This window comes from Streptomyces sp. NPDC002669 (genome assembly GCF_042889165.1).
Taxonomy (GTDB): Bacteria; Actinomycetota; Actinomycetes; order Streptomycetales; family Streptomycetaceae; genus Streptomyces.
On sequence record NZ_JBIAQQ010000018.1, the window covers coordinates 136,909 to 153,519 of the forward strand.

At 69.7% G+C, this 16,611-nt stretch carries 11 protein-coding genes and 1 pseudogene; 7 read left to right on the top strand and 5 right to left on the bottom strand.

Features of this window, described 5'->3' with window-relative positions; genetic code table 11:
• The first annotated feature begins 24 nt into the window (after window positions 1–24).
• A complete protein-coding gene (locus tag ACFYW1_RS25270) occupies window positions 25–615 on the top strand; it encodes a hypothetical protein (RefSeq protein ID WP_388997577.1) in 591 nt (196 codons plus the stop codon).
• Window positions 616–644: 29 nt separating this feature from the next.
• Here ACFYW1_RS25270 and ACFYW1_RS25275 read toward each other — a convergent pair whose 3' ends face one another.
• Both ACFYW1_RS25275 and ACFYW1_RS25280 read right to left on the bottom strand, forming a co-directional pair.
• Window positions 645–2,387: an Ig-like domain repeat protein gene (locus tag ACFYW1_RS25275; protein WP_388997429.1), complete on the bottom strand. Its 1,743-nt coding sequence runs from the start codon at window positions 2,385–2,387 to the stop codon at window positions 645–647.
• A gap of 289 nt (window positions 2,388–2,676) precedes the next feature.
• Complete coding sequence (locus ACFYW1_RS25280; protein WP_388997432.1) at window positions 2,677–4,500, bottom strand: phosphoenolpyruvate carboxykinase (GTP); 1,824 nt, start codon at window positions 4,498–4,500, stop codon at window positions 2,677–2,679.
• 212 nt (window positions 4,501–4,712) lie between these two features.
• Here ACFYW1_RS25280 and ACFYW1_RS25285 point away from each other — a divergent pair, with 212 nt between their 5' ends.
• Together ACFYW1_RS25285 and ACFYW1_RS25290 are read left to right on the top strand one after the other, a co-directional pair.
• Window positions 4,713–5,438, top strand: a complete 726-nt coding sequence (locus ACFYW1_RS25285; protein ID WP_388997435.1) for a hemolysin III family protein — start codon at window positions 4,713–4,715, stop codon at window positions 5,436–5,438.
• Between the two features lie 51 nt (window positions 5,439–5,489).
• Window positions 5,490–6,122, top strand: coding sequence for a TetR/AcrR family transcriptional regulator (locus tag ACFYW1_RS25290; RefSeq protein WP_388997438.1), 633 nt, complete (start codon window positions 5,490–5,492; stop codon window positions 6,120–6,122).
• Between the two features lie 62 nt (window positions 6,123–6,184).
• Here the strand turns inward: ACFYW1_RS25290 and ACFYW1_RS25295 are convergent, their stop codons facing one another.
• Window positions 6,185–8,224 (bottom strand): thioredoxin domain-containing protein, encoded by a 2,040-nt coding sequence (locus ACFYW1_RS25295; RefSeq protein WP_388997441.1) that lies wholly within the window; start codon window positions 8,222–8,224, stop codon window positions 6,185–6,187.
• A gap of 184 nt (window positions 8,225–8,408) precedes the next feature.
• Here ACFYW1_RS25295 and ACFYW1_RS25300 point away from each other — a divergent pair.
• Window positions 8,409–8,764: pseudogene (locus ACFYW1_RS25300) on the top strand (hypothetical protein).
• A gap of 485 nt (window positions 8,765–9,249) precedes the next feature.
• On the opposite strand, the gene ACFYW1_RS25305 reads toward ACFYW1_RS25300, so the two are convergent.
• Window positions 9,250–9,663 (bottom strand): DUF4357 domain-containing protein, encoded by a 414-nt coding sequence (locus ACFYW1_RS25305; protein WP_388997444.1) that lies wholly within the window; start codon window positions 9,661–9,663, stop codon window positions 9,250–9,252.
• A 261-nt stretch (window positions 9,664–9,924) separates the two neighbouring features.
• A complete protein-coding gene (locus ACFYW1_RS25310) occupies window positions 9,925–11,973 on the bottom strand; it encodes an N-6 DNA methylase (protein WP_388997447.1) in 2,049 nt (682 codons plus the stop codon).
• A gap of 747 nt (window positions 11,974–12,720) precedes the next feature.
• Between ACFYW1_RS25310 and ACFYW1_RS25315 the strand changes: the two genes are divergently transcribed.
• Genes ACFYW1_RS25315 through ACFYW1_RS25325 form a run of 3 tightly spaced genes read left to right on the top strand, consistent with a single transcriptional unit; the run spans window position 12,721 to window position 16,607 of the window.
• Window positions 12,721–13,464, top strand: coding sequence for an NUDIX domain-containing protein (locus ACFYW1_RS25315; RefSeq protein WP_388997449.1), 744 nt, complete (start codon window positions 12,721–12,723; stop codon window positions 13,462–13,464).
• Complete coding sequence (locus tag ACFYW1_RS25320; protein WP_388997451.1) at window positions 13,465–14,622, top strand: purine phosphorylase; 1,158 nt, start codon at window positions 13,465–13,467, stop codon at window positions 14,620–14,622.
• Window positions 14,619–16,607: a hypothetical protein gene (locus ACFYW1_RS25325; RefSeq protein WP_388997453.1), complete on the top strand. Its 1,989-nt coding sequence runs from the start codon at window positions 14,619–14,621 to the stop codon at window positions 16,605–16,607. Before ACFYW1_RS25320 ends, ACFYW1_RS25325 begins: the two co-directional genes overlap by 4 nt.
• Window positions 16,608–16,611 lie beyond the last annotated feature (4 nt).

The window sequence follows — 16,611 nt, forward strand, 5'->3', positions numbered from 1 at the left end:
GGCGGCGGGCCGGCGAACCGGGTGCTGGCCTATGTCGAGTCGCGGAAGAACCTCGTTGGGAGCGCCTGCGGGATCGCCGGTCTCGTCCTCACCTTCACCGGACTCGCGGGGACGTACTGGCCGGTGGTGGTCGCCGGGCTGTACGGGGCGGGCGCCCTGATCGCCCCGCCCGAGCGGCCGCCCGCCCCGGAGTTCCCGGACACCTCGTCACGCCTGGACGCGCTGCGGGACGACTTCGGGACGCTGCGGGCCTACCTGGACGAGGTGGAGCTGCCGCCCGCCGCGTCCGGCCGGCTCGCCGAGCTGACCGGACTCCTCGACGGGCTGCTGGCCCCCGGCTGGGTGTCCGAGGCCCTGGCCGCCGACCCGGAGGGCGTCCACGCCCTGTCCCGCGCCGTGCACCAGGACATCCCGGAGTCGGTCGACACCTTCGTACGGACCCGTTGGTGGACGCGGATCACGCCCGGCACGGAGCCGCCCGAACGCCATCTGGAACAGCAGCTGACGCTGCTGCACCGGGAGACGGAGGCGCTCGCCGCCGGGCTGCGGGAGGCCGAGGCGCGGCGGCAGCAGATCCACACCCGCTATCTGGAGGACCGGGGCCGGAACGGGTAGCACCCGTCCCGGCCCCGGGGCGGGCTTCGTCAGCGGCGGACCCGTACCGTCGCCGACGCCGTCGATCCGCTGTGCAGGTCGTCGCCCGCGTAGCCGATCTCGTACGTCACCTCTCCGGTGGCCCGGGGCAGGTCGTTGACGGTGAAGGTGCCGTCGGCGGCGACGGCGGCCGAGGTCAGCGTGCCGGTGCCCTTCCGGTCGGTGCGCACCACGGACAGCGTGATCCCGGCGGGCAGCGCCCTGCCCTGCCCGGTCAGGGTGCCGGTGATGGTCAGGCCGACGCTCTTGGTCGCCTCCGCCGGGGCCCGGAGCGCGAGGGCGGTCGGGGCCTTGTCGACGGTGACGGCGAGCGTGACGTCCTCGGCCGGGCGGTGGGTGACGTCGCCGGTGAAGGAGACGGTGTAGGTGGCGTCGCCGACCAGGGACGGGACGTCGAGGACGGTGAACGAGCCGTCGGCCTCGACCTCGACGGCGGCGAGCCTGCGGTCGCCGTTCGCGTCGTGCCGCACCGCCGTCACCCTGGCCGGTTCGGCGGGGGCGGGTCCGTCCAGCTCCAGCCGGCCCCTGATCCCGACCGGTTCGCCGACGACGGGGCGGCCCGGCGTGGTGGAGAGGCCGCCGGTGAACCGGGAGTCGTACTGGGCGGCCGGGGGCTGGATGACGTGCAGCCAGTACTCGGTGCCGGCGGTGTTGGTGGTGACGGCGAACAGCCGCGAGCCGTCCTTGGACCAGCCGAGCCCGCGCGAGGCGACCCGGTCCCCGTCGAGCGCGCCCTCGAAGGCGAACTCCAGCGGGGCCCGGCCGGACGCCGGGTCGGCGGGCTGCACCAGCAGGTCGGGCGTGCCACCGGTCGCGGCGGCGCCCCGGGCGATGTACGTGCCGTCGCCGCTGAACGCGACCGCGGACGCCTTGGCGCCCTCGGGCAGCGGCTGGTAGGGGACGGGCGCGTCGGACAGGTCGGCGGCCTCCAGGAGCCGGGTGCCGTACGCGGCATCGGCGACCGCGATCCGCTGCCCGTCGGGGGACTGCGCCACGTCCTTCATGTCGAGGGCGCCCCGCCCCTCGGCGTCCGCGAACCGGCGCTCGGGGCCGCGCACGAGCGTGTCGCCGCTCGCGTCGAGGGTGGTGAGGAAGGGATTGGCCTCGCCGGTGTTGCGGTCCTGCGCCATCACGATCCGGTCCGGGACCTCGGGGCCGCTCGTCAGCCGCAGCCGGCCCGTCGCGTTCCAGCCGGTGCTGACGGAACGGTCGCCGGCCGTTCCGTACAGCCAGGTCTGGCGGTTGTCGCACTCGGTGGTGAGGTACGGCGTCTCGGTGTGCCACTCCTTGCCGCCCGCGAAGGCGACGTCGCGCGGGCAGGGCACGTCGTACGCGGTGTACGTGAGGCCGATGCGCTGCTGGGTCTCGGTGTCGAAGGCGAGGATGCCCGAGGACTGCGAGACGTGGAGCGTCCTGCTGTCCGCGCTCAGGGCCATCCCGGACGGCGCGGAGGCGGTGGGGAGCGAACCCACCTTCTGGCCCTGGAAGTTGTAGACGTGGACCTGATTCGCGTAACTGCTGCGGCGATCGTCCGTGATGTAGACCCGCTCGTGCACCGAGTCGACGACCATCGCCGCGTACGAGGAGATCGGCAGCTTGGCCACGTTGTCGCCGGGAACGACGCCGTCCGCCGCGCGGGCGGCCGGTGGTGCGAGCGCGGTGAGGCCCGCGGTGCCGAGGGTCAGCGCGGCGAGCGTCGCCGCGATGCGTACATGGTGCCGGTTCTTGCTCAACTGAGTCCCCCACGAGCTCTGTTGGCCTCCGGCCGACCGGGCCGGAGGTGATGTGAAGGAACATCGAAGCGTTGTGGAGGTTGTGTGCGCAAGCCCCGGGCGATCTTGGGACGTTCGCCGTGAAACACCGGAAAAGGGGGCGGCCCCCGGAACCGTGAGGGGGTTCCGGGGGCCGTACCGCGGCCGGGTCGGTGAGACCCCACAGGTCAGGGCGGATGTCCGGGACCCGGGCGCGGGGCGTGCGGGGCGCACCCGCGCGGGGTGCGCCCCGGGGGCCTGCGGGGATCGATCAGCCCAGGCGCTGGACCAGCGCGCGGTACTCGTCCCACAGCTCCTTCGGCGTGTGGTCGCCGAAGGTGTTGAGGTGCTCGGGCACCAGCGACGCCTCCTCGCGCCAGATCTCCTTGTCGACGTCGAGCAGGAAGTCCAGGTCGGCGTCGGAGAGGTCCAGGCCGTCGGTGTCCAGCGCGCCCTTGGCCGGCAGGATGCCGATCGGCGTCTCGACGCCCTCGGCCGCACCGTCCAGGCGCTCGACGATCCACTTCAGGACGCGGCTGTTCTCGCCGAAGCCGGGCCACACGAACTTGCCCGCGTCGTTCTTGCGGAACCAGTTCACGTAGTAGATCTTCGGGAGCTTGGACTGGTCCTTGTCCGCGCCGACCTTGATCCAGTGGTTCATGTAGTCGCCCATGTTGTAGCCGCAGAACGGCAGCATGGCGAACGGGTCGCGGCGCAGCTCGCCGACCTTGCCCTCGGCGGCGGCGGTCTTCTCGGAGGCGACGTTGGCCCCGAGGAAGACACCGTGCTGCCAGGTGAAGGACTCGGTGACCAGCGGCACGGCGGAGGCGCGGCGGCCGCCGAAGAGGATCGCCGAGATCGGCACGCCCTTCGGGTCCTCCCACTCGGGCGCGATGATCGGGCACTGTCCGGCCGGGACGGTGAAGCGGGCGTTGGGGTGGGCGGCCGGGGTGTCGGACGCGGGCGTCCAGTCGTTGCCCTTCCAGTCGGTGAGGTGGGCCGGAGCGGTCTCCGTCATACCCTCCCACCAGACGTCGCCGTCGTCGGTGAGCGCCACGTTGGTGAAGACGGAGTTGCCCCACATGGTCTTCATCGCGTTGGCGTTGGTGTGCTCGCCGGTGCCGGGCGCTACGCCGAAGAAGCCGGCCTCGGGGTTGATCGCGTAGAGGCGGCCGTCCTCGCCGAACCGCATCCAGGCGATGTCGTCACCGATGGTCTCCACGGTCCAGCCGGGGATCGTGGGCTCCAGCATGGCGAGGTTGGTCTTGCCGCAGGCGCTCGGGAAGGCCGCGGCGACATACTTCGCCTCGCCCTGCGGCGGGGTGAGCTTGAGGATCAGCATGTGCTCGGCGAGCCAGCCCTCGTCACGCGCCATGACGGAGGCGATGCGCAGCGCGTAGCACTTCTTGCCGAGCAGGGCGTTGCCGCCGTAGCCGGAGCCGTAGGACCAGATCTCGCGGTCCTCGGGGAAGTGCGAGATGTACTTGGTGGAGTTGCACGGCCACGGAACGTCCTCCTGACCCTCCTCCAGCGGGGCGCCCAGGGTGTGGACGGCCTTGACGAAGAAGCCGTCGGAACCGAGCTCGTCCAGCACGGCCTGGCCCATGCGGGTCATGGTGCGCATGGAGACGGCGACGTACGCGGAGTCGGTGATCTCGACGCCGATCGCGGAGAGCGGGGAGCCGACGGGGCCCATGCAGAAGGGCACGACGTACATGGTGCGACCGCGCATGGAGCCGCGGAAGACGCCGTTCTCACCGGTGAAGATCTCCCGCATCTCGGCGGGGGCCTTCCAGTGGTTCGTCGGGCCGGCGTCCTCCTCCTTCTCGGAGCAGATGAACGTACGGTCCTCGACGCGGGCGACGTCGCTCGGGTCGGACGCGGCGTAGTAGGAGTTCGGGCGCTTGGCCTCGTCCAGCTTCGTGAAGGTGCCCTTGGCCACGAGCTCCCCGCACAGGCGCTCGTACTCGGCCTCGGAACCGTCGCACCAGACCACCCGGTCCGGCTCGGTGATCGCCGTGATCTCGTTCACCCAGGAGATGAGCTCCTGGTGCTGAGTGGGGGCAGTGAGGGGAGCCGCGATGTCGCGCGCCACGATCGCTCCTTGTTGAGGGTGTCTGTTTGGTAGTTGCCCCGTGGGGGCTGCGACCCGGATGCTTCGACCCCTTCGAATCTGGCTGGCGCTCATCCGGTGCCGACCGCACTCATTTGATCATCCGACCGTTTCGCCCATATGTCCAGGGGGCCTCACACGTGAGCATTGCCACTCACATCCGTTACTTACGGTCGCGTAGGTACGATGCGGGAATGACTGCCGCCGCCGCGCCCGGGCCCACCGGGCTGGAACCAGCCGAGTCCCTCCCCCTGCCGGCGAACCCCCTCCCGGCGGATCCCCTTCCGGTGAAACCGCGGATGCGCGGCTGGCTGCATGCCGGGATGTTCCCCGCCGTGATCGTCGCGGGGATCGCCCTGATCGCGTTCACGGACAGCGCCCGCGGCCGGATCGCCTGCGGGATCTACACGCTGACCGCGTGCCTGCTGTTCGGGATCAGTGCGCTCTACCACCGGGGCACCTGGGGCCCGCGCGGCGAGGCGGTGCTCCGCCGCCTCGACCACGCCAACATCTTCCTGATCATCGCGGGCACCTACACCCCGCTGACCCTGCTCCTGCTGCCCGAGTCCACCGGCACCCCGCTGCTGTGGGCGGTCTGGGCGGCCGCGACGGCCGGGATCGCCTTCCGGGTGTTCTGGGTCGGCGCCCCGCGCTGGCTCTACACGCCCTGCTACCTCGCCATGGGCTGGGCCGCGGTCTTCTTCCTCCCGGACTTCCTGCGGACCGGCGGGATCGCCGTGCTGGTGCTGGTCGTCGTCGGCGGCCTGCTCTACAGCGCGGGCGGCGTCATCTACGGCATCAAGCGGCCCAACCCCTCCCCGCGCTGGTTCGGCTTCCACGAGGTCTTCCACTCGCTGACCCTGGCCGCCTTCGTGGTGCATTACGTCGGCATCTCGCTGGTGGCCTACAACCACGGCTGAGCTGCGTCCCGACCGGTGCCGGCGGCCCGCCGATGACCGACAATGACGACCATGGCCGCCACCTCCCCCATCTCCTCCGCTTCCGCCCCGGGAACGCCGCCGCGGCTGGGCCTGCGCGAACGGAAGAAACTCCGGACCCGGATCGCGATCCGGCAGGCCGCCTGCCGGCTGATCGCCGAGCAGGGCTACGAGGCGACGACGGTCGAGCAGATCGCGGAGGCGGCCGAGGTGTCGCCCAGCACCGTCTTCCGGTACTTCCCGGCCAAGGAGGACATCGTCCTCGCCGACGAGTACGGCCCGGTCCTGGAGGCCGCCCTGCTCCGCCGCCCGGCCGGCGAACCGCCGCTGAAGTCGCTCCGGCACGTCCTGACCGAGACCTTCGCGGCGGTCCTGGCGACCGATGAGGAGGAGCTCCGGCAGCGCGCCCGGCTGATCGTGGAGGTCCCCGCGGTCCGGGCCCGGATGACGGAGAGCATGTCGGACACGGCCGGAACTCTGGCCGCCGCCCTCGCCTCCCGGGCCGGCCGCGCCCCCGACGACCTGACCGTCCGGGTGTCCGTGGCGGCGGTCCTGGGCGCACTGCGCGAGGTGACGCTGTACTGGTGCGAGCACGACCGGGAGGGCGACCTCGTCGCGATGATCGGCCGGGCACTGGACGACCTGGAGAACGGCCTGTCGCTCTGACCCCGTGACGGCGCCCCGCAGGACCGCAGGAAATTCGACCACGGCCCCGCGGCTTCGCCGCCCTACCGGCCGCTCACCTCACCCGCGCCCCGAGCCCCGAGCCGTCGCGCCAGCTCCTGCGCGTCCGTCGTCGGGACGTCGCACACGAAGTTCCGGCACACGTACGCCGTCGGCGCCCCGTCCGTCATCGTCCGGTCCGCCAGCAGGGGGAACTCGCTCCCGCCCGTCTCCCCCGCGGCCACCACCGCGCCCGGCGCCGTGCCCAGCAGCGCCGTGCGGTGCAGCTCCCCGCCGACCGGCCCGGCGACCGCGACCTCGCGCGGCCCGTCGAGCAGCGCCTCCGCGACCGCGAGCCCCCAGCCGGTGAACCGGGGAGCCCGCGGACCGAGCGCCTTCACCACGCCCAGCGCCCCCTCCGCGGCGGTGCGGTGGGCCTCGGAGCCGGTGTGCGCGGCGTACGAGAGCAGTGCCCCGGCCGCCGCCGTCCAGCCGGCCGGGGTCGCGTTGTCGGTGGGGTCCTGCGGGCGGCGGATGAGCTGCTCGGCGTCGTCCGCCGTGTCGTACAGCTGCCCGCCCTCGCCGGTGAAGTGCTGGAGCACGATGTCGAGGAGGAAGCCGGCGAACTCCAGCCAGACGCCCTCGCCGGTGACCGAGGCCAGGGCGAGGAAGCCCTCGGCGACGTCGCCGTAGTCCTCCAGCACCCCGGCGTTGGCACCGGCACGTCCGTCCTTCGAGGTGCGGGCCAGCCGGGCGACGTCCCCCATGTGGACCCGGACCAGCAGGTCGGCCGCCTCGGTGGCGCGCTCGATCAGGTCGGGCCGGTCGAAATACGCCCCGGTCTCGGCGAGCGCGGCGATCGCCAGACCGTTCCAGGCGGCGACCACCTTGTCGTCCCGGCCGGGCCTCGGGCGCAGCTCGCGGGCGGCCAGCAGCCGGGCCCGCACCTCGGCGACCCGGGCCGCGTCCGCCACGCCCGTGCCCGGCAGCCGCAGGACTGAGGCCCCCTCCTCGAAGGTGCCCTCCTCGGTCACGCCGAAGTACTCGGCGGCGAAGGCCGCGTCCTGCTCGCCGAGCACCTCCCGCAGCTGTCCGGGCGTCCACACGTAGTACGCGCCCTCCACGTGCCGCCCGGTCCCGTCCTCGCTGTCGGCGTCGAGCGCGGAGGCGAACCCCCCTTCGGCGGTGCGCAGTTCGCGGACCATGAAGTCGGCGGTCTCCAACGCGGTCCGCCGGGCCGAGTCCGAGCCGGTGGCCCGCCACAGGTGTGCGTACACCCGGCAGAGCAGCGCGTTGTCGTAGAGCATCTTCTCGAAGTGGGGCACCACCCACTCCCGGTCCACCGAGTAGCGGGCGAACCCGCCGCCGAGTTGGTCGTACATCCCGCCCCGGGCCATCGCGTCGCAGGTGTCGGCGGCCATCTGGAGGGCGCCCTCCGCGCCGGTGCGGGCGTGGTGGCGCAGCAGGAACTCGATGATCATGGACGGCGGGAACTTGGGCGCCCCGCCGAACCCGCCGTGCTTCCCGTCGTACTCGCGGGCGAGCCCGAGCAGCGCCTGCGCCGGCTCCGACTCCCCCGGCAGCCCCTGGCCCTCGTGCACCAGGGAGCGCCGGGAGAGGTCCTGGACGATGCGCCCGGCGACCTCGCCCACCTCGTCGCGCCGCTCGGTCCAGGCCGCCGCGACCCCTTCGAGCACCTGCCGGAAGGACGGCATGCCGTGACGCGGCTCGGGCGGGAAGTACGTGCCGAAGTAGAAGGGTTCGGCGTCGGCGGTCAGGAAGACGGACATCGGCCAGCCGCCCTGCCCGGTCGCCGCCTGCACCGCCTCCATGTAGACCGCGTCCACGTCGGGACGCTCCTCGCGGTCCACCTTGACGTTGACGAAGTGCTCGTTCATGAACGCGGCGGTGACCTCGTCCTCGAAGGACTCGTGCGCGAGGACGTGACACCAGTGGCAGGCGCTGTACCCCACGCTCAGGAACACCGGCACATCACGCCGCCGGGCCTCCTCGAAGGCTGCGGGTTCCCACTGCCACCAGTCGACCGGGTTGTCGGCGTGCTGGAGGAGGTAGGGGGACGTGGCGTGCGCGAGTCGGTTGGCCATGGGTCCAATCCTCGCGCACCCGACAGGCCCACGCCCGCACCCCACAGTGCGGCGCGTATGGGCAGGTGGGACAGGTGCGCCCTTCCGAAGAAGCCGGACGCCCCGACTTCACCGAACAACGGGCCGAGCCCGGCAGCGCCCGTGCTGCCGAGGCACCACGAAGAAGGTGCACCATGCCGCCGAGATGGTGGCGCCCGCATGGATGCACACCCGGATCAGAACGGAGCAGTACGACTTCTGGGCGAGAATCAGCGCGTCGGCATCGAGATCGTGGATGGGATGGCCGTCGTGAGCCCGAGCGCCTCCAAACGGCACGACCGGCCGGTTCGAGCACTGGCCAATGCCCTGGACGCCGCCGTGGGCCCTGGCCGGAACGCCAAGGCCGACATCCCCTTCTACTGACGGGGCGAGCAGGCCGCCACCGGGGTCCCGATCATCTACACCTACGTTCTCGATCCCGCCACCAAGGCTTACAGGGACGGCGAGATGTTCACCGGCACGGTGAAGGCCACCGCACCCTTCCGTCACGGACGGCCTTGAGGTCATGTGACGCCACCCTGCTCACGACGGGGCAACGGGAGAACCGCCGAAACGACGGCCGGAGGGGCCCCGGGCAAGCTTTCCGCCCGAAAGCGCCTCCAGTCGCAGCACCGTCTACCGGCCGACCCCGGGGGGCAGGGCTTCCACGGCTCCCGCCGACCGCGTGTTCACGGTGTGCTCGATGCCCCGGAATCCGCTCCCGAGGTAGCTGCCGATCACGATGACGGTCGCCGCCGCGCCAAGGGCGACCGCCAGCCGTTCGCCTCTCGACAGAGCGGTCGCCGCACCATCCGGCGGCGCGGTCCGGCGGTAAACGAGCACCCCGGCCGTTGAAGCCCCGGAAACGACGAGGGCAGTGATCAGGTCAAAGGTTACGTACAAGGAGCCCCCCGGGTTCGAAGCCCGCCGCCGGAACGAGACGCCTCGACGGCAGGCACAGGCAAACGGCTTGATTCAAGGAAGAGTTCGAAGCCCCGCACTCGGGGCTATGTGGACGGCTGCTCGGCATCCAGCTTCTGTCGCAGCTGATCCAGCGTGGACCCCTCAGGCGTCTGCCAGAGGGTCCAACCGTTGATGATGTTGCCGGTCACGGCCTCCGCGGCCTTCGAGGGCGAAGGAAAGGGCGAGGAGTTCCCGTCGACGACGAGCTGGCCGTCGGCAGTGACGACAGCACGGCCCGACCTGTTGGCGCGACGCTGACGGAACGTGAGCACCGTCCCTGGTTCGAGCAGGCCGGCACGCATCAGTCCGGCCAGGGGGCCCCGGGGGATCACCGGAGCGGCCTGCGCGGAGACAGCCCCTTCACCAAGGGACAGGGTGACATGAATGGTGTCGTCACCGCTCGCGCTCACGAGGCGGGCGATGACGGCGGGGTCGAAGTGAATACTCAGCGTAGCCATGTTCGCTCCTGACGTAGGCGGCCCCCAAAGGGAAACCTTGGATTAGCTTCGACTATAAGCACTGTGAGCAGCTTGCTTCAACTCTCTTTACGAGCGATTAAGGAGAAGTTTTGGAGGTGCTGGGCGCCGGTTGGCTGTCCTGCGACACAGGCGGCGGCGAACCACCGACAGAACTCGGGACCTGCAGGCGCCGCAGCTGTTCGGCAAGAGCCCGGAGCGGCGCCGCCTGCCGGGCCCCGTGCGGACGCGGGTCCGGCCGTCTCATCTCGCCAGGAAGCTGTTCAGCGACTTGCTGCGGATGTCCCGTGTCGTCGCCAACTGGTCCAGTAGCCGACGCTCATGGGCATCGAAGCTCACCATGACTTCACCGATGGACCGCTGGGTGTCGAGATCGGGAAGGATGACCGGCAGCATCCCGAGCACATCGAGCGAGATGGTCCGCAGCGCCAGGCTCCCCGTCGAATGGCTGTCGAGCCACTCCCGAGCTTCGGGACTGCGCAGGAACGCCGCCAAGTAACGGGAGTCGACGCTGCCGGGAGGGCTGATCACGAAACAGCCGGTGCCGCAGACCCAGCCCTGCTGTTCTTCTCCGACCACGGCACATCGCCCGAGGTCACCCCGGCGGGCGACCACGACGTCACCCCGGTGCAGCCGAAAGCGGTCAAGCCGTTCGGCATGCCGCTCGGAGATCTGCTTGATGCCGTCCACGGTGAAGCCGATGTCCGTGATGTCCTTCGGCATCACCACAGGCACCCCGTCGGCCTCCACGTAGTCCTGAGCCCGGATCAGACTTCCCGAAGGCCCCGCGAGCAGGCGTACGGGACGACCATCGACCGTCGCCTCTCCGCTCACCACGTCCCTCAGCACCAGGCTCTGGTGTCGGATGCCGTCCTGCGCCAGTTGGTTCTGTGCGCCGACAACCTGCGCCAGTTCCGCTCCGAACTCCGATGTTTCGCGGTTGCACCGCTCGAAATCGGCCAGCATGGCACTCAGGTCCGTGGATCCACTCGGCCCGCTCTCCGTCCTGAGGTAGGTCCGCGGATCCAGGTTGCCGGCGTTTTCGATGAGTTCGGCGTAGGCAACCGATCGGGAGAATCCCGGCTCGTCCACCTCCTCCGAGGTTTCGGACCAGAGCCGAAAGCGTTCCGCGATGTGACCAACGTCCTCGCTCGACAACACACGAGACTGCTCCGACGGCCGACGTCCCACACCGCGCGCATCCATGAGGATCACGGACTCGCCTCGCTGCGCCGGACGTGACCGGCGCCCCCGGCCGAGTACCCAGATGTGCACGGCGATGTTGGTTCCCTCGAAGAGGTACGCCGGTAGGGCGATCACCGAGAGAACCGCGCCAAGAGCCACCATCTCCCGGCGGATCAGCGCCTCCGCTCCTCCCACCCAGGCCGCCCGCGCGGGCATCACGACCGCCGCGATTCCGCCTTCCTTCAGTTGGGACCAGGCAAGCTGCAACCACGCGAAGGCGGCACTTGACTCCCGTGGTGCGATGAACTGCCGCTGCCCCCACCCATCGATCAGCTGATTGAACGGCGGATTGCTCAGCACCCGGTCGACGCGTCCCAGGTTCCGGTCCCGCAGCAGCTTGGCCGGGTCCGCCAATTCCACCTGCGGCACCCTCACCCCGTGCAGGGCCAGGTTCAACATCGCCGGGCGCACATTGCCCCGATCCGTCGCGTACGCCTCGAACGAGTTGTCACCGACCGGCCCCTGCTCGGCCAGATACCGAGCGGCGGCCCCGAGCACGCTTCCGGCACCACAGGCCGGGTCCATGATCCGGTCTCCCGGACGGGGGGCGGCCAGACGCACGAGCAGATCAGCGACCCCGCGCGGCGTGTAGAACTCTCCTCCCGGCAAAGCCTCTTCTTCTGCGTGCCGTTGGAGCAACAGCTCGCAGACGTCGGCCACGGCGACCTCCCCGAGGCCGGGGCCCCGGCCCAGCGCCGCAACGAAAGCCGTCATCCAGGCGGCATCGTCCAGCCCGCCCCCGAGGTCGAGGTCGAGGTCGGCCGACCAGAGGAGCGGAAAGCCCGGACGCTGGGCCGCCTCTCGCAGGGCCCCCCGCAGTTCGGTCACTGGGGAGAAGCCGACTACGGCCTCCGCCAAGGCACGTTTCCATCGCTTGACAAAATCGTCCTGGGCTTGGCCTTCCTCCTCCGCGAAGGTGGCGATCACCAGGATCGTCAGCATCGCGTCGAGGTCACCGACCGTGCCCCGGCCGCGCCGGTAGGGCGCGTACGCCCGCCACAGCCGGTCGGCGACCTCTGCCGCAGGATCCACAGTTTTTTCGATCATCGAGCGTCTCTTCCTCGAAGTTCTTCTCGCACTCCCTCACCTGACTGATGAAGTTCGCGCAGCAGATATCATTGCGCAGACTTGCTGCGCATCATTTACTCATCTCGCCAGTTACCGGCCCCAACATCACGGGGTTCGGCGTAGCCTCCAGATTAGCCGCCAAAGCCCCGAGAGCAGGAGGGGCGGAACTCATCGACAGCACCGGAATGGCGACATGCGCAGCATCACTGCGCAAATTATCTCGGTACAAGCCGCAGCTCTGGCCGTCGCCCCGCTTGGCGGAACCACTGCGACAGGACATCAGCAACAAGGGGGCATGTGACGCAGGTCACCGCAAGGGTGGCGGCTTCGGAGCGAGCGCGGAAGCCAAGACGCCACCTTCACACCATGGAGACCGCCTTGCGCTGTGGCAGTGAAGTCACCCTGGGTCGGAATCATCAAGGCCATCAGGCACAGCTCGCCATGAACTCGCCGAGATCATCGCGCCCCATGAGGAACAGCACGGCGCGTTCGCGAAGCATGAAGCCGAAGCAGCTTGTCGCGAGCCGTTCGGAGAAGAGAACACCGAGGACGCCGAGCGCGCCAGTCGCGGGCTGAAGAACCGCGGCATTGCGGGCAGGCGCAAGCCGACATGTTCGGCCACCAGCTGACCATCCCTACACACCACGGCCATGAGGTCGGGCGGTACGCCGATCCCAAAACCCTACTTCTTGTGCAAGTGACAGTAACTGAAGTACCTTGCAGGACATGCAAGATGACGAATGGTCACCACCTTCTGTCCTATTGACGGTCGATCTCGTGATCCTGACGCTGCGCGACAGTCGTCTGCACGTCCTCCTGGTGGAGCGGGGCGAAGACCCCTTCCGGGGCATGCTCGCGCTGCCCGGAGGATTCCTGAGCCACGACGGTGAGGAGATCCTGGACGCCGCTCACCGCGAACTGAGTGAGGAAACAGCCCTGACCTCAGGTTGGGTACACCTTGAGCAGCTGGCCGTGTACGGAAGCTCGGGCCGCGACCCGCGGGGCCGAGTCGTCTCCGTGGCTCACCTGGCGATCGCCCCGGGACTGCCCGACCCTGTCGCGGGGACGGATGCCACCGATGCCGCGTGGATTCCCGCAGAAGCTGTCCTGTCCGGCGAGGTGGTCCTCGCCTTCGACCACCATCGGATCGCCACGGACGGGATAGAACGCGCACGCACCAAGATCGAATTCTCGGCACTGGCCACCGCGTTCTGCGGGGAGAGCTTCACCATCGCAGAGCTGCAGCAGGTGTACGAGGCCGTCTGGGGCACCACACTCGACACCCGCAATTTCTACCGGAAGGTCCAGGCCGCGAAGGGATTCATCGTCCCCGTCGGCACGGACCGCAGGACCACGGGAGGACGGCCCGCACGGCTGTACCGGGCCGGCCCGAGAACCGTGCTGTTCCCACCGCTGATCCGGCCCGCGCCCTCTGCGACGGAAGAAAACACGAGAGGGGAAGAGGAGTAGATGCCGAAGGGCCCGGTGGTGATTCTCACCGCCCTCAATCTTGAATATCAATCCGTGCGCCAGAGGCTGGCGGACCTTCTGGTGCATCGCCATGAGCGCGGTACCCGGTTCGAGGTGGGAACCGTACGGGGCACATCGTGCCGCGTCGCGCTCGGTCTGACGAACAAGGGGAATCATTCCGCCGCGGTGATCGCCGAACGTGCGATCCAGGAGTTCTCGCCGGTGGCCGTGCTGTTCGTCGGGGTCGCCGGCGCCCTGTGGGACGCCACCAGGCTGGGTGACGTGGTGATGGCGTCACACGTGTACGCCTACCACGGCGGGACCAGCGAGGACGACGGGCTCAAAGCCCGTCCCCGGGTGTGGGAAGCGCCGCACGGCATCAGCCAGCTCGCCTCGCACCTGGCCCGCTTGAACGACTGGGCGGACCCCACCCCCGGTCACGAGGACGGGCCTCAGGTGCGTTTCGGTGCGATCGCCGCCGGCGAGATCGTCCAGAACTCAAGGATCTCGGCCGAGGCGAAGTGGATCCGGCAGCACTACAACGACGCGCTCGCCATCGAGATGGAGGCGGCCGGCGTGGCCCAGGCCGGCCATCTCAGCGGAGCGCCGGTGGCCATCGTCCGAGGAATCAGCGACCGGGCGGACGGCACGAAGAACAGTTCGGAGGACCGCAACTGGCAGCCGCGGGCAGCGGCGAACGCGGCGGCGTTCGCCATCCGGTTGGCAGTGGAACTGGAGCAGGAGGAGGCCGCAATGCCCCAGGACGACAGGGCCCGTTCGACCGACCGGTTCGACCGGCACGTCAGCAACACCGCCCACAACAGCACTGTGGGCATCATGGCCGTTTCGGTCACGGGCAGCAGTGTCCACATGAACACGGCCTCGAAGGCATCCGGCCCGACGGACCTGATCACGGAGCTGAACGGTTTCCGCGATCAGCTGGGATGGCACCGCACCGAGGGCGTCCTCGACGAGGACAGCTACCGGGAAGCCCTGACCGATCTGGACTCCGCCCTCCGGTCGGCCGGGGAACGCACCCCTGAATCGTCGAAGCGGACGGTCATGACGCTCAAGAGGCTGCGCGGACTGGTCGCGGAGTGCCCCGCGCTGGTAGCCATGTTGGCTCCCATGGTTGCTGCGGCCGGTGACCTGGCATGAGCCACAACGAAGGTGCCGCGTACAGCTCGGCCGCGTACAACTCCACCATCGGAATCCAGGCCGAGACCGTACACGACTCCAACATCTACTTCGTCCACCCGGACGCCTCGCCGCAGGAGAAGTACCGAGTCGGCGTACAGCTGCTGGAGGACGGCGTCCCCAGCCGGGCCCGCGAAATGATCACTGATGCGATCGCTCACGGCTACGACCTCGCAGAGGTCCGTTTCCACTGGGTGCTCGCCATGCTCAGCGCGCGCACCTACCACGACCTCAGCGCCGAAGAAGTCCAGCGGCTGCACCACGTCTCCGGTCTCGTACGGAACTACGCCGAGGACGAGTGGAAGGAGGCCCTGCACGTCACCTTCGACCTGCTGGCAGTGCTCAGCGCAGCGAGCGGAGAGACCGGCCCCGTGCTGAAGCAGCTGCACGATCTGCCACCCCGCCAGCACAACGCGATCCTCCGCCACCTCGACCTCATGCTCACCGGAGGGCTGAAGGACGACCTGTGGGCGGAGACCCTGGAACGGGCCGGGGCGGAGCGCTTCGGCAACGACCGGGGCCGACGGGTCTGGGCCTACTTCGAGCCCACCCCCATCGGGGCACGGGCCGTACCGCCCCGCCCGAGCAGCGCCGAGGCTGCCGCTGCCCAGGCGGCCCTCCCGGTTCGAGTGGTCCTGTTCGTAGTCGGCAGCGTGGTCCTCGGGGCCCTGGCGCTGATCGCGGATCCGGGCCGGGCGATCGTGGCGTTACTCGTGGCACTCGGCGCGGGCAGTACTGCGGCTCGATACGGCCTCCAGTGGTGGGGGCGGGATCGCCGGCCGGGTCTCGCGGTCGAGGCCCGCGTCCCGCGTCCGCGGGATCCCGCACCCGCCGAGGACGGGTTCACCAACCAGGTCCGCAACAAGTTTGATCACTACTTCAGCGTCCGCACGCCCCACGGGTTCACCGCGGATGAGTGGCTCGCACACACCACTGAGATCCGCGGCGACCTCGCCGCCGAGATCGCGGACCTCTACCGGGAGAGCCGGATCAGGGTGGATCGGGTCACCTGGCTGATCCGGTACCTCGCCGAGGACGCCCGGAACCGCCACAACGACGGCACCCTGTTCGATCAGCACCGCCAGGATCGGGCCCCGGCAAGTACGAAGGCCCTGACCGTGGTAGCCCTCGCCGTTCTCGCCGCTGCGGCTCTGCACATCTTCGGAACGGCGCTCTCGGGCGCTGCTCAGCCGCGACCGCTGTGGGCATTCCTGGCCCTGCTCGGTGTGGCCTGGTCCGGACAGGCGGCCGCCTTCCTGTGGCTGGAGGTCCAGCGTGAGAAGTACCGAGTGGCCCGGGAAACGCAGGAGTATCAGGAACAGCTGACCGCACGGCAGATCGCCCACGAGCGCTGGAAGGCGCACCTGGAGATGACGCGCCCCAGCGAGCTGGAAATGGAGACCTGGCTCACCTGCGACAGGACTTCGTTCGTCGATGAGGCGCTCCGGCACCACCGGCTCAGCTGGCGCGACCTGATCACCCACACCATCCTGGTGGCTCCGGCCGCTCCCTATAAACGGGGCCGGGTCCGGGGCGGCCCATGGAGGTACTCGCGCTACGTCATCCGCCTGTTTCTGTTCACCCGGGACGGCATCCGTGAGATCAGCTCCGAATTCACGTTCTCCGACGCAACGCGCAAGAACGAGCATCGGAGCAACTACCGGTACGACGCGCTGTCCTCCGTGCAAGTGACGGAGAACACCGACGTCGGCTATGACCTGGAACTCGTCCTCACCAACGGCCCGGCCCGCAAGATCCGTGTCAAGGATGCCGATGCCCATCAACTGGCACCGGACGAGAACGCTCAGGAGATTTCCGAGATCAGCCTCAGCGCGGCCGGGTTCACCCACACCTTCCGTCTCCTGGAGGGAATCGCGGCAGACGGGAAGGGTTGGATCGAACGGCACAGCCCCGACATCCTGGCGCCCTTCCAGACCGCCGGCTGATCCC